The sequence below is a fragment of the Shewanella sp. DNRA4 genome, from assembly GCF_012843185.1.
Taxonomy (GTDB): domain Bacteria; phylum Pseudomonadota; class Gammaproteobacteria; order Enterobacterales; family Shewanellaceae; genus Shewanella; species Shewanella xiamenensis.
In genome coordinates this window covers 1-15,150 of record NZ_JABAIP010000019.1, presented here as the reverse complement: position 1 = coordinate 15,150, position 15,150 = coordinate 1, and the positions used below count along the sequence as shown (strand labels likewise).

At 47.8% G+C, this 15,150-nt stretch carries 14 protein-coding genes; 13 read left to right on the top strand and 1 reads right to left on the bottom strand.

Translation table 11 applies throughout. From position 1 onward, the window contains the following. Window positions 1-4: 4 nt before the first annotated feature. From rpmF to HG547_RS18375, 10 genes are all read left to right on the top strand, one after another. Complete coding sequence (rpmF, locus tag HG547_RS18420) at window positions 5-175, top strand: 50S ribosomal protein L32 (RefSeq protein ID WP_011072715.1); 171 nt, start codon at window positions 5-7, stop codon at window positions 173-175. 15 nt (window positions 176-190) lie between these two features. Next, complete coding sequence (gene plsX, locus HG547_RS18415; protein WP_037419691.1) at window positions 191-1,219, top strand: phosphate acyltransferase PlsX; 1,029 nt, start codon at window positions 191-193, stop codon at window positions 1,217-1,219. Between the two features lie 9 nt (window positions 1,220-1,228). Then, complete coding sequence (locus HG547_RS18410) at window positions 1,229-2,188, top strand: beta-ketoacyl-ACP synthase III (RefSeq protein WP_037419694.1); 960 nt, start codon at window positions 1,229-1,231, stop codon at window positions 2,186-2,188. Window positions 2,189-2,292: 104 nt separating this feature from the next. Further along, on the top strand, window positions 2,293-3,219 hold the full coding sequence (gene fabD, locus HG547_RS18405; RefSeq protein WP_169548677.1) for an ACP S-malonyltransferase: 927 nt from the start codon (window positions 2,293-2,295) through the stop codon (window positions 3,217-3,219). A 9-nt stretch (window positions 3,220-3,228) separates the two neighbouring features. Next, on the top strand, window positions 3,229-3,975 hold the full coding sequence (gene fabG / locus HG547_RS18400) for a 3-oxoacyl-ACP reductase FabG (protein WP_011623152.1): 747 nt from the start codon (window positions 3,229-3,231) through the stop codon (window positions 3,973-3,975). Window positions 3,976-4,138: 163 nt separating this feature from the next. Further along, window positions 4,139-4,372: an acyl carrier protein gene (gene acpP, locus HG547_RS18395; protein ID WP_006081231.1), complete on the top strand. Its 234-nt coding sequence runs from the start codon at window positions 4,139-4,141 to the stop codon at window positions 4,370-4,372. A 209-nt stretch (window positions 4,373-4,581) separates the two neighbouring features. Further along, the gene (fabF, locus tag HG547_RS18390) at window positions 4,582-5,820 is read left to right on the top strand and encodes a beta-ketoacyl-ACP synthase II (protein ID WP_037427243.1); all 1,239 of its coding nucleotides are present in this window, start codon (window positions 4,582-4,584) and stop codon (window positions 5,818-5,820) included. A gap of 178 nt (window positions 5,821-5,998) precedes the next feature. Beyond that, entirely contained in the window at window positions 5,999-6,367 is a 369-nt protein-coding gene (locus tag HG547_RS18385) for a hypothetical protein (RefSeq protein WP_037419714.1), read from the top strand. A gap of 116 nt (window positions 6,368-6,483) precedes the next feature. Further along, the gene (locus tag HG547_RS18380; protein WP_037419717.1) at window positions 6,484-6,963 is read left to right on the top strand and encodes an acyl-CoA thioesterase; all 480 of its coding nucleotides are present in this window, start codon (window positions 6,484-6,486) and stop codon (window positions 6,961-6,963) included. Between the two features lie 326 nt (window positions 6,964-7,289). Continuing rightward, window positions 7,290-8,165 carry an NAD(P)-dependent oxidoreductase gene (locus HG547_RS18375; RefSeq protein ID WP_169548676.1) on the top strand — a complete coding sequence of 292 codons (876 nt, stop codon included), beginning with the start codon at window positions 7,290-7,292 and terminating at the stop codon, window positions 8,163-8,165. A gap of 96 nt (window positions 8,166-8,261) precedes the next feature. On the opposite strand, the gene HG547_RS18370 is transcribed toward HG547_RS18375, so the two are convergent. Beyond that, window positions 8,262-9,110 (bottom strand): D-hexose-6-phosphate mutarotase, encoded by an 849-nt coding sequence (locus HG547_RS18370; protein ID WP_169548675.1) that lies wholly within the window; start codon window positions 9,108-9,110, stop codon window positions 8,262-8,264. 227 nt (window positions 9,111-9,337) lie between these two features. On the opposite strand from HG547_RS18370, the gene HG547_RS18365 reads away from it, so the two are divergent. The 3 genes from HG547_RS18365 (at window position 9,338) to HG547_RS18355 (ending at window position 14,932) form a co-directional block, all read left to right on the top strand. Continuing rightward, window positions 9,338-11,128, top strand: a complete 1,791-nt coding sequence (locus tag HG547_RS18365; protein ID WP_169548674.1) for an acyl-CoA dehydrogenase C-terminal domain-containing protein — start codon at window positions 9,338-9,340, stop codon at window positions 11,126-11,128. 303 nt (window positions 11,129-11,431) lie between these two features. Continuing rightward, complete coding sequence (locus tag HG547_RS18360; protein ID WP_169548673.1) at window positions 11,432-13,660, top strand: TonB-dependent siderophore receptor; 2,229 nt, start codon at window positions 11,432-11,434, stop codon at window positions 13,658-13,660. Window positions 13,661-13,924: 264 nt separating this feature from the next. Further along, window positions 13,925-14,932 (top strand): patatin family protein, encoded by a 1,008-nt coding sequence (locus HG547_RS18355; RefSeq protein WP_169548672.1) that lies wholly within the window; start codon window positions 13,925-13,927, stop codon window positions 14,930-14,932. Window positions 14,933-15,150 lie beyond the last annotated feature (218 nt).

Below are 15,150 nucleotides of genomic sequence, written 5' to 3'. Positions count from 1 at the left end.
GCCAATGGCTGTACAACAGAATAAAAAATCTCGTTCAAAGCGCGGTATGCGCCGTTCACATGACGCACTGAGCACTGCTCAGCTGTCTGTAGACGCTACCAGCGGTGAAGTCCATATGCGTCACAACGTGACTGCTGATGGTTTCTATCGCGGTAAAAAGGTAATCAACAAGTAATTTGTTGGTTTCCTAATGACGAGTCTGACGCTCGCGTTAGATGCGATGGGCGGCGATCATGGCCCCCACGTCACAGTGCCTGCAGCTTTGCGGGCACTAAAATCTCATTCTTCCCTTAAAATCATTTTAGTCGGTGATAAGACTGAAATAGATGTCTATCTGCACCAAGCAGAACAAGAGTTACTCTCCCGTATTGAAGTCATCCACACCGATGAAGTGGTGAGTATGTCTGACAGGCCCGTGCACGCTTTGCGCACTCGTAAAAATAGTTCGATGCGTTTATCAATTGAACTGGTGCGAGATGGACGTGCTGCTGCGTGTGTGAGTGCGGGAAATACCGGCGCGTTAATGGCGATGGCCAAGGTGCTGTTAAAAACCTTGCCCGGCGTGGACAGACCTGCATTGGTCAGTTGTTTACCCTCCGTGACGCAAAAGCCAGTTTATTTATTGGATTTAGGTGCCAATATTTCCTGCGATTCCGAAACGCTATTCCAATTTGCCGTGATGGGCTCAGTACTGTGTGAGGCCGTGGATAAAAAATCCCGCCCTAAAGTCGCACTCCTTAATGTGGGCACAGAAGAAATCAAAGGCAACGATCAGGTTCAACAAGCGGCACAAATACTGCAAAACACTGATCAGATTAATTACACCGGCTTTATTGAAGGTGATGAAATCTATTCTGGGAATGTTGATGTGATCGTTTGTGATGGTTTTGTGGGTAACATCACGCTCAAAACCTCTGAAGGCATTGCCAAGCTATTGGTACATCAGTTAAAACGGGGCCTAACTCAAGGTTTCTTCGTGCGTTTTTTGGCAAAACTCATCGCCCCCCGCATTCAGGCGGTTCTCAGCCAGATGAACCCCGACCACTATAATGGTGCAAGTCTGATAGGATTGCGCGGCATAGTTGTAAAGAGCCATGGAAATGCGGATGAAACTGCCTATTTACAAGCAATTAGTTTGGCAGTGACTGAAGCGCAACGTCGACTCCCCGAAATGATAAAAGATCGTTTGGAGTCGATTCTTTTAGATATAAATAACTGATTCCTCCTTATGCATACAAAAATTCTCGGAACTGGTAGTTACCTACCGGTGCAGGTGCGTAGTAATCAAGATTTGGAAAAAATGGTGGAAACCAGTGACCAATGGATTGTTGAACGCACTGGTATTTCAGAGCGCCGCATTGCAGCGCAAGACGAAACTGTCTCAACGATGGGCTATCAGGCGGCATTAAATGCGTTAGAGATGGCCGGTATTGAGGCATCAGATTTAGATATGATCATTTGCGGTACAACCAGTGCGGCAAATGCATTCCCTGCCGCGGCCTGCGAAATCCAAGCCATGCTCGGTGTGCATACCATTCCAGCCTTTGATATTGCGGCGGCTTGTTCAGGTTTTGTGTATGCCTTATCGGTTGCGGACCAATTCGTTAAAAACGGTACCGCGAAAAAAGTATTAGTGATTGGTGCTGACGTTTTATCCCGTCTGTGTGAGCCGGAAGATCGTACCACCATCATTCTGTTTGGGGATGGTGCGGGGGCGGTGGTTATCGGTGCTTCCGATGAGCCCGGGATTATTTCAACCCATATTTATGCCGATGGTCGTCAAGGCGATTTGCTTAAGTGCGCTTTCCCACCACGTCAGGGGGAAACCTCTGAAGCGGTTGGTTTTATGACGATGAAAGGCAATGACGTCTTTAAAGTGGCGGTGACCCAGTTATCCCATGTCGTGACTGAAACCTTGCGCCTGAATAATATCGATAAGTCGGAAATCGACTGGTTGGTTCCCCATCAGGCTAACTTCCGCATTATTAATGCCACGGCGAAAAAGCTAGACATGAGCTTAGATAAAGTGGTGTTAACCCTTGCTAAGCATGGTAATACCTCGGCGGCTTCGGTACCTATTGCTCTGGATGAAGCTGTGCGTGATGGTCGGATCCAACGTGGTCAGCTCTTGCTGCTCGAAGCCTTTGGCGCTGGTTTTGCGTGGGGCAGTGCGCTCGTCCGTTTTTAACCGTATCTGTATACGAATAAATTCCTGCTCATCGTTATCTTGGTTAGCTGTCCAAGATAACGGTTTAGTGTTCAATAAATTAAGTTCGCCATAGGTAATTTGATATGGAAAATGTAGCTTTTGTATTCCCAGGCCAAGGTTCACAGGCCCTAGGCATGTTAGCCGAACTGGCTGCTGTACAGCCGATTGTGGGACAAACCTTTGCCGAAGCGAGTGAGGTGTTAGGGTATGACTTGTGGGCATTAGTGCAAGACGGCCCCGTTGAAACCTTAAATGAAACCGATAAAACTCAGCCTGCTTTATTAGCGGCAAGTGTGGCGATTTGGCGTGCCTATGTTGCCTCTGGTAAAGCTATGCCTGCGATGTTAGCGGGTCACAGCCTAGGCGAATATTCTGCATTAGTTTGTGCTGGTGTCATCGACTTTAAAGATGCGATCAAACTGGTTGAGCTACGTGGTCAATTGATGCAGCAAGCCGTACCCGCCGGTACTGGCGCTATGTACGCGATTATCGGTCTAGATAATGACGGTATTGCTAATGCGTGTATTGAAGCCGCTCAAGGCGAAGTGGTAAGCCCAGTTAACTTCAACAGCCCTGGCCAAGTGGTTATCGCCGGTCAAAAAGATGCGGTTGAACGCGCTGCTGCGGCCTGTAAAGCTGCGGGCGCCAAAATGGCGGTAGCCTTGCCTGTCAGCGTGCCATCACACTGCGCATTAATGAAACCTGCTGCTGATAAATTAGCTCTTGCGTTAAACGATGTGCAGTTTAATGCGCCGAGCATCACCGTTATTAATAACGTAGATGTGGCATCACCCACTGTGGTTGCCGACATTAAAGATGCGCTGGTTCGTCAACTGTATTGCCCAGTACGCTGGAGCGAAACCGTTGAATTAATGGCCGAAAAAGGTATTACCCAGTTAGTTGAGTGCGGTCCTGGTAAAGTATTGACAGGTCTTACGAAACGCATTAATAAATCTCTTTCTGCCCAAGCAGTTAATGACGTTGCATCCCTTGCCGCGTTAACTGAATAAGGAGTTTGTATGAGTATCAATCTGAGTTTAGCGGGCAAAGTTGCCTTAGTGACAGGCGCGAGCCGTGGTATTGGCCGTGCGATTGCCGAAACCTTAGTCGAAGCCGGTGCGATTGTGGTTGGAACTGCCACAAGTGAGAAGGGCGCCGCAGCAATTCAAGAATATCTGGGTGACAAAGGTTTTGGTTTAGTGCTTAATGTTACCGATAGTCAATCCGTCACCGATTTATTCGATTCGATCAAAGAAAAAGCGGGTGATGTTGATATTCTAGTCAACAACGCGGGTATCACCCGTGATAATTTGCTGATGCGAATGAAAGATGATGAATGGAACGATATCATCGATACCAACCTGACATCATTGTTCAGACTATCAAAACCTGTGATGCGTACCATGATGAAAAAGCGTTTCGGCCGGATCATCAATATCGGTTCAGTGGTAGGCACTATGGGCAATGCAGGTCAAGTTAACTACTCGGCAGCAAAAGCTGGTTTGATCGGATTTACAAAATCTCTTGCAAGAGAGGTTGCATCTCGTCAAATTACAGTTAATGCTATCGCTCCTGGATTTATCCAGACCGATATGACTGATGAGCTGACCGAAGATCAGCAAAAAGCTATCATGTCTCAGGTTCCGATGGAACGATTAGGGCAAGCGCAAGAAATTGCCAATGCCGTACTCTTCTTGGCGTCGGACTCTGCCGCTTATATCACAGGCGAGACTTTGCATGTGAATGGCGGAATGTACATGGTTTAAGGGCGGATGGCAGGGATACTGTCGCAACTGAGTAGTGATCTGTATCAATTGGTCGCTAAATTTCGTGGTTAGACCACGAAAACTAAGCTTGCATTGTCAGCCAAATCTAATAAACTACTCGCAATCTTACGCAAGTGCGTAATTTGAATAGGAAAGAAAACTAATGAGCAACATCGAAGAACGTGTAAAGAAAATCATTGTAGAGCAACTGGGCGTTAAAGAAGAAGACGTTAAACCAGCGGCATCTTTCGTTGACGATCTGGGTGCAGATTCTCTGGACACTGTTGAGTTGGTTATGGCTCTGGAAGAAGAGTTTGATACCGAGATCCCTGATGAAGAAGCTGAAAAGATCACTACTGTTCAAGCAGCGATCGATTACGTTTCTAAGAATCAGTAATTCTGAATTCTAGAGAACAGGCGGCAAATATGCCGCCTGTTTTTGTTTTATCCCCGCCTAATTCTGCAATAGTGCCATTCAATCGTCTCTGGAAGCTGTGTTGAATTTATCCATGAGATGCTCGCCGCAGATTGGCGAAGACATTTTAATGATAGAACCGCATTTGTCTGTCATAACTTAATCTATTTAGCATTCAAAAGGTGACTGCCGTGTCTAAACGTCGTGTAGTGGTAACCGGTTTAGGATTAGTAACGCCCGTGGGCAATACTGTCGACACTACTTGGAAAGCCCTGCTTTCGGGTAAGAGTGGGATTGCGCCCATAACCAAATTTGATGCCAGCGAATTTACCACTCGTTTCAGTGGTTCTGTAAAAGATTTCGATGTTGAGCAGTACTTAACTAAAAAAGACGCCCGCAAAATGGACCTCTTTATTCAGTATGGTATGGCTGCGGGCATCCAAGCTATCCAAGACTCAGGTCTGGATATGAGTAAAGAAAACCCTGGCCGTGTGGGTACCGCAATCGGTGCTGGCATGGGCGGTATGTGGTTGATTGAACAAAACCACAGCGCGCTATTAAGTGGTGGCCCTCGTAAAATTTCGCCTTTCTTCGTGCCGAGCACCATCATTAATATGATTGCCGGCCATTTATCGATTATGTACGGAATGACAGGCCCTAACTTTGCCGTCACGACCGCTTGTACAACCGGTGTGCACAACATCGGTTTTGCGGCGCGCACTATCGCTTATGGCGATGCTGACGTGATGGTTGCCGGTGGCGCCGAAGATGTCACTTGTCCACTCGGTGTTGGTGGTTTTGGCGCAGCTAAAGCGCTGTCAACCCGTAACGATGACCCAACGGCGGCCAGTCGCCCATGGGATAAAGACCGTGATGGTTTTGTCATCGGTGATGGTGCGGGTGTGATGGTGATGGAAGAATACGAGCACGCGAAGGCGCGCGGTGCGACCATTTATGGTGAGCTCGTTGGCTTTGGTATGAGCGGTGATGCGTTCCATATGACATCGCCGCCAAGCGATGGTGCGGGCGCTGCGGCGGCTATGGTCAATGCAGTGAATGATGCTAAGCTGCCATTTGAAAAAATTGGTTATATCAATGCGCACGGCACTTCAACGCCTGCGGGTGATAAAGCGGAAGCGGCCGCGGTGAAATCTGTGTTTGGCGATCATGCCTACAACCTGCTTGTCAGCTCGACTAAGTCTATGACGGGTCACTTGCTGGGCGCTGCGGGTGCGGTTGAAGCGATTTTCACTCTGCTTGCGCTGCGCGATCAAGCCGTACCACCGACCATCAACCTCGATAATCCAGATGAAGGCTGTGATTTAGACTTCGTGGCGCATACTGCCCGTGATGTAAAGTTAGAGTATGCTCTGTGTAACTCCTTCGGATTTGGTGGCACTAACGGTTCATTGCTGTTTAAGAAAGTCTAAACAGCGGTTAGCTCGATAAAAAATGCGCCTACTGGCGCATTTTTTTATGCTCGAATTGTGCCTAATATCACTTTCTAACCTGCTGATATCCAAATAGTTAACCTTTGTTCATCAAGCTTGTTTAATGCCCTTTGCCGCCGATAATGACAGGCATATTCTATTTAAAAGGAAATCTGTCATGTTAAACCCTCTGGTGATCCCGCTTGTGCCTATCGTTGGTGCCGTAACCGCAAATTTGACCGAATTAATTCGTGGTGAATCCAAAGCTTGGCATCCTAATATGGATATCGGCATGAAGACCTTCACCTTTGCGATTGCGGCATATGTGTTGGTGTGGTTCGCGTTATTGGTGACCGCCATCAGTGTCGGTGGCAGTAACCATATGTCATCGGGATTTGAAGTGATTGGGCTGTTTTTGGCAGGGTTGGGTGTTTACACTTATGGCAAGGGCACTCGCTTTGTTAGCAGTCAATTACAGCTGTGGTTGTATCGCCTGGCGTTGCCGGGATTATTACTCTCCTGTGGGTTGATAAGTTACTTTGGCTAAATCGGTTCTCTTCACTGGGACAATCGTAATTATCTTTACGCTATTGCGCATTTCTATCGTAAACTCAACTCATTGCAAAATCATTGAGCCACAGAGGCTGAATAAGTTGAGGTTATATGGCTGGTATCGATAGACAAATTACCCTGAGATTTTTGTCAGAACCCGCAGATGTGAATTTTGGTGGTAAGGTTCACGGTGGCGCTGTGATGAAATGGATTGACCTTGCGGCTTATGCCTGTGCTGCGGGCTGGAGTGGTAAATATTGTATTACCGCCTATGCGGGTGGAATTCGATTTGTTCAGCCTATCCTCGTGGGAAATATCGTCGAAGTCAGCGCTAAGGTGATTTATACCGGTAAGACCTCTATGCACATCGGTATTGATGTGCGGGCAGGGGATCCTAAGGTCTCTGAGCGTCATCTCACCACTCACTGTATCGTCATCATGGTTGCCGTGGATGAAAACGGACAACCGACACCCGTGCCTGAATGGGTGCCGCAGACTGAATATGATATTCATCTGCGTGATTCCGCACTGCGCTTAATGGAAATGCGCAAGAAAATTGGCGCCGAAATGGAAGCACACGTACAAAAGTGATTTGGGTTAGTTATAAAAACAAAGTCGCCTCTGTGCGCCTTTGTTGTTTCTGTCGAACACTGCGTTTGTTACCAAGGGCATTTTTACTCTGACGCTCGCCTAATCGAGTGCTACACTGCCGCCACCGTTTTAGCTACAGATTGACCTTTTAAGTTGAAACACTTGCTCGCATTTTTTTAGTTTGGGTCGGGTCTTTCTCGGAGTAACATAAGCGCGCATCCTGTGTGTCGTTAATCTATTGTGTTAATTCAGTGAGGTTAAATGAACGCAGTGCAAATGTGTGGTGTAAAACGTTTCACCTTGTTTATCAATTAAAGGAGTTCCTCATGGCAAAAGTCGCATTTATTGGTTTAGGCGTAATGGGTTACCCCATGGCAAGACACTTACTCAACAAGGGCCATGAGGTTACTGTGTATAACCGCACTTTTGCCAAGGCACAAACCTGGGTCGAGAACTACGGTGGTCGCTGCTGCCCAACGCCTAAAGAGGCGGCAATCGGCCAAGATATTGTTTTTACCTGCGTAGGCAACGATAACGACTTGCGTGAAGTGGTATTAGGCAATGATGGCGTGATCCATGGAATGGCGCCAGGCACTGTATTGGTGGACCATACGACGGCTTCAGCCGATGTGGCCCGTGAATTACATAAAGTGCTGGCCGAAAAAGGCGTCGATTTTCTCGATGCGCCTGTATCGGGTGGCCAAGCTGGTGCCGAAAATGGCGTACTGACTGTGATGGTCGGGGGCGATCAAGCCGCGTTCGAGCGTGTAAAGCCCGTTATCGAAGCGTTTGCGCGCTGCGCAGAGCGCTTAGGTGAGGTAGGTGCCGGCCAACTCACTAAGATGGTCAACCAAATTTGTATCGCAGGTGTGGTTCAAGGCCTTGCCGAAGCGCTGCAATTTGCTCGTAAGGCCGGTCTTGACGGTGAAAAAGTGGTGGAAGTGATCAGTAAAGGTGCGGCGCAAAGCTGGCAGATGGAAAATCGTTACAAGACCATGTGGGGCCAAAGCTATGATTTTGGTTTTGCCGTTGATTGGATGCGTAAGGATTTAGGCATTGCCCTAGAAGAAGCTCGCCGCAATGGCTCGCACTTACCCTTAACCGCACTTGTGGATCAGTTTTACTCAGAAGTTCAAGCCATGGGCGGTAATCGCTGGGATACCTCAAGCTTGTTAGCCCGTTTTGAGAAAAACACTAAGTAGGCGGTTATTGCCAAATAGATGACCATCGTGAATTTGATAGTATAAAAAAGCCCAGTCATGCACTGGGCTTTTCATTGATGAGGTGATAAAGACCGATTAGTCTGCCCAGCGAATATGGGTAACTAAACTGTGACTCTCGCCGGGAGCCAGCGTTAACTTATCTTCAAGCACATTGGCGGCTTCGAGACACACCATGGTGAGATAGTCATCGTCATTAAAGCGGGCAAGACGGGTCGATTTTTCAATCCAAGGGTTCCACAACACGGCCGAGTGGCTATTTTCACGGCTCACTTCAATCACACCTTTGGGCGTATGTAAGTGTTGTACTGGACCTAGGTTGGTGTAAACGCGGTCGGTTTCGCGGTCAAATAGCACGTCATCCGTCGTTTGCGGGTAAGGCCCTTCGGAAAACTCAATATATTGAGCACCGCTAAAACCAGTGGCTTTAAGCTGGTGAATATCTTCAATCGGAAAATAGCTGTGTAGCGCTTGGGTGAGTGTAACCGGGACATCGCCAAGGTTAGTGTTAACTAAGCTGATACTTAAGGTTTCACCTAAGGTAAAGAGTACGTTGACTTGGGTATGGTGCGGCCAAAAGACCTTATCTTCTTCGCTGATGGCTAAGCTAAAACGTAAATCCACCAGTTGATTACGCATCTCAACCGACTCGAGTGTCCAAATTCGGGTACGGGCAAAACCATGTTGTGGGAAATTAGCTTGATTGCTCATACCAAACCAAGGCCAGCAGACGGGCACTCCGCCACGGATCCCATTACCAGGTTGATAGTCATCCGCTGAAGACACCCACAACAAGGGGGGCTTACCTACGGGTTGAAAATGATCGATTTGCGCGCCCTGTAAAAAAATCCTTGCTTGGCATAACGCAGTGTTCACTTCGACATAATCGAGCCCGTTTGCGTGTTTTTTGGTGGTAACAGAACCCATAGTAACAATATCCTCAACCTGATGACGTATCAGCAATACAGACACTTAGCTTACAAACTTTTGCACTTGAGCATAAGCCTTTGTTGCGATCAATTTACGGTTTTGCTGTTCGATTGTGCAAACAAAAGTCACTGCACAGAGGCTCAGATGCTTCCTTTTTCAACAGATTTAGCTAAAGTGGTCAGAGCACTTAGTCCATTGCCATAAAACAAGAAAGGGAAGCGATTATGACAGTCTATCAAGCACCACTGCGTGACTATCAATTTATCCTCGATGAAATGTTGCATATTTATCAGCAAGATGCCCTAAAAGGCTTCGATGAGATCGACCCCGATTTGGTCGATGCCATCCTCCAAGGTATGGCGGATTTCAGTACTGAGGTGATGTTGCCGTTAAATAGCGTAGGGGATGTGCAGGGCTGCAAACTCGTGGATGGCAAAGTGGTTACCCCCGAAGGTTTTGCCGACGCCTATCAGCAGTTTGTCGACAATGGTTGGCCGACACTGACCTGCGATCCTGCGTACGGTGGCCAAGGACTGCCCGAAGTAGTCGGGATTTTCGCCACCGAGATGCAAACCTCGACTAATATGGCCTTTGCCATGTATCCCGGCCTTACCCACGGCGCCTATGCGGCCATTCATGCCCACGGCAGTGAGGCACTTAAACAGAAGTATCTAGCGAAATTAGTGAGTGGTGAATGGACTGGCACCATGAATCTAACTGAATCCCATGCCGGAACCGACTTAGCACTATTGCGTACTAAGGCCGTGCCTGCGGCGGACGGCTACTTTGCGATCACTGGTGAGAAGATTTTTATCTCTTCGGGCGACCATCAATTTACCGATAACATAGTGCACTTAGTGTTAGCACGCTTGCCCGATGCGCCCGAAGGGGTTAAGGGCATTTCGCTGTTTGCTGTGCCCAAAGTGTTTGTGAACAGTGATGGCAGTTTAGGTGAGGCGAACAGCCTCTATGCCAGTGGGCTTGAACACAAAATGGGCATCCACGGTAACTCAACCTGTGTGATGGTATTTGAGGGTGCACTCGGTGAGTTAGTGGGAGAACCCCACCAAGGGCTGCGCGCCATGTTTACCATGATGAACCAAGCGCGTTTGGGGGTTGGAATGCAGGGATTAGGCGTGTCCGAAATCGCCTATCAAAATGCCTTAGCCTATGCCAAGGACAGATTGCAGAGCCGCGCCATTAGTGGCGCTAAAGCGCCTGAAAAAGCTGCCGACCCGATTTTGGTACACGGTGATGTGCGCCGGATGTTGTTATCGCAAAAAGCCTTTAATGAAGGTGCTCGGGCACTCGTTGGCCAGCAGGCGCTGTGGCTCGATGAGGCAGAGCGCCATAGCGATCCTGCCAAGGCGAAGGTGGCTGCCCAGTTAGCGGCGTTATTTACGCCAGTGGTGAAAGGCTTTATCACAAATCGTGGTTTTAACGCCTGTGTGGATGCCCAACAAGTGTTTGGTGGCCATGGCTATATCCATGAGTGGGGAATGGAGCAATTCGTGCGTGATAGCCGTATCGCCTTGATTTATGAAGGCACTAACGGTATTCAGGCGCTCGATTTAGTTGGGCGTAAATTGCTGAGTGATCGCGGCGCTGCCATGCAACAATGGTCTGCACTAGTGACTGAGTTTATTCAATCACAGGGCAGAGATCCGCAAATGCAGCCCTATATCAGTGGGCTAATGGATTGCGCCACCGATTTACAAAAGGCGAGCGGTTATATAGCGACCCATGCGGCCAGCAATCCCGACATTATCGGCGCGGCATCAATGGCGTATCTCGAGTTATTTGGCATTACTGCCCTTGCATGGATGTGGGCGCGTACGGCTAAGATTGCCCTGACTGCGCTCGAAAACGGCACACAAGAGGCTGACTTTTACCAGGCTAAACTGAAAACGGCGGACTTTTATATGGCGTATTGGAGCGTGCAGAGCCGCAGCCTGCGTAAACAATTGGAGCAGGCGAGTGAGATGCTAACTACACTCGATGAGGCGATTTTTTAAGTTTTACCTTCAAAGTGTTACAACCAGTCAAAGCCAGCAGTGTGATGCTGGCTTTTTTATTAAGATAGCTTTCATTCAGCGCCATTCAGTAAGAGCGATGCACTAAGATCCATTCAGCCATTCAGTAAGAGCCATGCCGCTATATCCACACCTAACGAATGGACTCTCTTTACAATTGTTACAAATCCTGACCGATGTAAATTTAAATGAGAATTATTGTCATCTAATAATCAAACTTTATAATGACGGCACATTTTAGATGACATGGGTAAACCACCGGTTTGCTCAAGGTTGGGGGACTTTGTGAAATCACGTTTTGCCTATTCAATACTAACGCTTGCCCTGATGCCGCATTTGGTCTTTGCGGTTGCGCCTAACGCTCAAGAGAGTAAACCCGAGCAAGAAAGTGCTTCAACGGCACAAGCCGATATACAAACCAACACACAGGCCGAAGCGCAAGCCAGCACACAAGCTGAGACTAAGGCGCCAGAGCGAATTGTGGTGCGTGGTCGCGCCATGCAAATGTATGTTGATAAAGAGACTGAAATCGGCACTAAAACGGCAATCAATGTGATGGAATTGCCGCAGTCTGTACAAGTGCTGACCGAGCAACTGATTGACGATCAAGCCGCTCGTAATATTACTGACTTATATCGCTCCATTGCCGGTGTGAGTGAATTTAGCTATTCCGGCGTGACTTTTCGTGGCTTTCGCGATGATGCAAACGTGTTTTATGATGGTGTACGTGGCGACCCGTATTCGGGATTTTCGGTGCCACAACTGTTCAACGTACAGCGGGTTGAAGTATTAAAAGGCCCTGCATCGGCACTCTATGGCGGCGGTGAACCCGGCGGAATGATTAACTATGTGACGAAGAAACCGACCTTTGTCGAGCGTAAAGATCTCATCCTAAGCACGGGTAGCTACGACATGATGGGCGGCTCGCTGGATTTCACTGGCGGCTTAACCGAGGATTTAGCCTATCGATTGGGGGGCTACTATCAGCAGGAAGATAGCTTTCGTAACAATGCCGATAGCTTAAATGCCGAAGTGGCAGGTGGTTTACTCTATGAAATCAGTGAAGATACCAAGCTCACCACCACCTTCGATCTGATAAGGCAGGATTTGGGTGGCAATCGACTCCGTGGTGTACCCGTGGATGATGCGGGTAATTTCCTTGTTGATCCTTCCTACAATGCCAACGAGAAAAGCGATTTCCAGAAAATGGATGCCTTGGTGCTGCAAGCGATTCTCGATCATCAATTTAGTGATGATTTTTCGGTAAAAACTCAAATTCGTTACCTGAATAATGAATCCGATCAGCAATATCACGAATCCCGTGGTTGGGTCGATGTGAATGGTGATGGCAAGGCAAACAGCGCAGATGGTACGATCAAACGTGAATATCGTGTCCAATCCCGTGCCAATGACGAAATCAGTTTAACCAATGATTTTGTCTATCGTTTTAATGCCTTAGGTTTTGAGCATGAGTTCCTGTTTGGTGGTGATTATCACTACGTCGAAACCGAATACCATTACAAGTTGGCGACCAGTAAGGAAGGCGTGGGTAATCTGAATATCTTTGAGCTGAATTACGGCGAAACAAACCCAAGTGCTTATCAGTTGAAAGACATGGATACCGACGGTACCCGTGCCAACCGTTTTGGCCTCTATTTGCAAGAGCATCTGCATTTCAACGAGCAGTGGTCTTTAATTGCGGGTCTACGCTTCAGCCAGTTTGATGATTACGATAAAAAGACCGGGTTTTCCTTTAGCGATAATGCCATTACCCCAAGGGCTGGATTGAATTATCGTCCAATCGATGCGATGTCTTTCTACTTGAACTACTCAGAGAGTTTCAATCCGGCAGCATTGTCTGATCAAGAGAGCATCAAAAGCGACGGCGCACTCGATCCCGAAACTGGTAATCAAATAGAACTTGGGATGAAAAACGAGTGGCTCGATGGCCAGTTTATGACCACACTCGCACTCTATCGCATTGAAAAACAAAATGTGGCCCAGGCTAACCCTTTAGATACTGGAGATGACGATGGTATTCCGAATTTAGTTAATTTTGGCGAAGTACGTAGCCAAGGGGTGGAATGGACGCTGGTGGGCGATCTCACAGATAACCTTACCGTAACGGCTAACTATGCCTATAACGATACCGAAGTGATCAAGGGCGTGACCAACGACAGCCTAACCAACACCTTTGGCGACGGCAAACACTTTGCCAATGCGCCGCGCCATCAAGCAGGGCTATGGACGCGCTACGATATTCAAGCGATTGATTCGGCCATTGCTTTTGGGATGGACTATGTGGGCGAGCAATTTAGCCTCAATGGTCAAACGGTGAAACCCCATACAGTGTTTGATATGAGCTGGACGACCCAGTGGGACCAAACCCAAGTGCGCGTAAATCTGAAGAATATCTTCGATAAGGAATATGCTGTCAGCGGGTTTAGTGAACGCAATGGTCATTTCCCTGGCGAGCCGCGCAATGTCACGCTTGAACTGAGCCATAAGTTCTAACGTTAAGAAACCAAGTGCAATCTAAGCCAGCGTGACGATTCGCGGGCTTAGATTGCATATGCAACGCATTGTATCTACAAGCAACTTTACCTATAGCTTTTAACTATGTATGCGAGTATTGCATCGTTGCTAAAGTGCTTTAATTCACGCAAAACGCTTCTTATATTTATTTAGCGATTACAACAATAGATTCTATCCGTTTTTTACTATGGCTTTCTTTGTTTAGACTGGGCTTATCTATTCTCCATTGCGATAAGGTCAGTTATGCCGCCGATTAACCATTTATCCTCAGCTTCTCAATCTGTTACCGCGCCTAAAGTGGCGTTAATTGCAGAGGGTGGTGGTCAGCGCGGTATTTTTACCGCAGGCGTACTCGATGCTTGGCTTGATGCGGAGTTCGACCCTTTCGATTTATTGATTGGTACCTCCGCTGGCTCGCAAAACTTGACGAGTTTCTTAGCTAGGCAAAAGGGATACGCTAAAAAACTCATCCGTGGCTTAACGCGTCATAAACGCTTCTATCAATTAGGACGAGGTCTGATTGGCGCCAATGTGATCGATCTCGACTGGTATTTCGAGCAGACTCAGCGTGGCAGTTTTAAGCTGGATTTAGCGGCGGCGAGTCAATCCCTTAATGGGCGAGAACTCCTTATAACCACCACACGAGTCTCTGATCGCCAAGGGTATTTCTTGAGTCCAACCAGTCATGAGCACTGGCGTGAACTACTCAAAGCCTCTAGCGCCTTGCCTTTTTTATATAAACAGGGGGTCAAGTTAACGCCTTGGTTAGGGATTGGATCTGCTAATCATAGCGATGCGGCACTCGAACCCGAGCAAGACTATTACCTCGATGGTGGCTTAGCGGCGCCGCTGCCCGTGCGTGAGGCGTATAAACGGGGGGCCCGCAAAATTGTGGTAGTGAGAACAGTCAATGAGGACTTTCAAGCCCAATCGGCTTGGGTACATAAGCTTAAATCGTGGATCTGTGTTTCTGGTTTTTGTCCTAAGACCATTGATTACTTAGTGCAGCATGAAGAGGCCTATCAGGCCGAGCTAGACTTTATTGCCAATCCTCCCGATGATGTTGAAATTGTGCAGATTTTTGCGAAGGCGCCCTTACAGAGCAAGCTGTTAGGCAGTACAGATGTGGATTTACGGATTGATTACCAGCAAGGGATAAAGGCGGGGAAGGCGTTTCTTGCTGGGTTCTCTTGGCAAATCTCTAAGGCTAAAGATATGACGCCAGTTTTACCATTGGCAATTTCGGCCTAGATCATTGGTTCGCTTCTTCTTGAATCACTCAAGGTATTATTGCTCGGCCGTATTTTAGCTTGCTTGGCAAAGCTAAATGAATGGGGCAAAGCGTTAAAGGTAATAAAGCCACCCGAGGGCTGTCTCTTGATCACAAGTCTTCGTGATTGAGAGACATGGCCAATTCGTAACCCTCAAGGATGGTTTGTAACCTAAACCATCCTTCCCACAATACCTCT

What these genes read in the sequence shown, in the direction of transcription:
- rpmF (WP_011072715.1), top strand. Translation starts at nt 5, where the DNA reads ATGGCTGTACAACAGAATAAAAAATCTCGTTCAAAGCGCGGTATGCGC.
- plsX (WP_037419691.1), top strand. Translation starts at nt 191, where the DNA reads ATGACGAGTCTGACGCTCGCGTTAGATGCGATGGGCGGCGATCATGGC.
- HG547_RS18410 (WP_037419694.1), top strand. Translation starts at nt 1,229, where the DNA reads ATGCATACAAAAATTCTCGGAACTGGTAGTTACCTACCGGTGCAGGTG.
- fabD (WP_169548677.1), top strand. Translation starts at nt 2,293, where the DNA reads ATGGAAAATGTAGCTTTTGTATTCCCAGGCCAAGGTTCACAGGCCCTA.
- fabG (WP_011623152.1), top strand. Translation starts at nt 3,229, where the DNA reads ATGAGTATCAATCTGAGTTTAGCGGGCAAAGTTGCCTTAGTGACAGGC.
- acpP (WP_006081231.1), top strand. Translation starts at nt 4,139, where the DNA reads ATGAGCAACATCGAAGAACGTGTAAAGAAAATCATTGTAGAGCAACTG.
- HG547_RS18385 (WP_037419714.1), top strand. Translation starts at nt 5,999, where the DNA reads ATGTTAAACCCTCTGGTGATCCCGCTTGTGCCTATCGTTGGTGCCGTA.
- HG547_RS18380 (WP_037419717.1), top strand. Translation starts at nt 6,484, where the DNA reads ATGGCTGGTATCGATAGACAAATTACCCTGAGATTTTTGTCAGAACCC.
- HG547_RS18375 (WP_169548676.1), top strand. Translation starts at nt 7,290, where the DNA reads ATGGCAAAAGTCGCATTTATTGGTTTAGGCGTAATGGGTTACCCCATG.
- HG547_RS18370 (WP_169548675.1), bottom strand. Translation starts at nt 9,110, where the DNA reads ATGGGTTCTGTTACCACCAAAAAACACGCAAACGGGCTCGATTATGTC.
- HG547_RS18365 (WP_169548674.1), top strand. Translation starts at nt 9,338, where the DNA reads ATGACAGTCTATCAAGCACCACTGCGTGACTATCAATTTATCCTCGAT.
- HG547_RS18355 (WP_169548672.1), top strand. Translation starts at nt 13,925, where the DNA reads ATGCCGCCGATTAACCATTTATCCTCAGCTTCTCAATCTGTTACCGCG.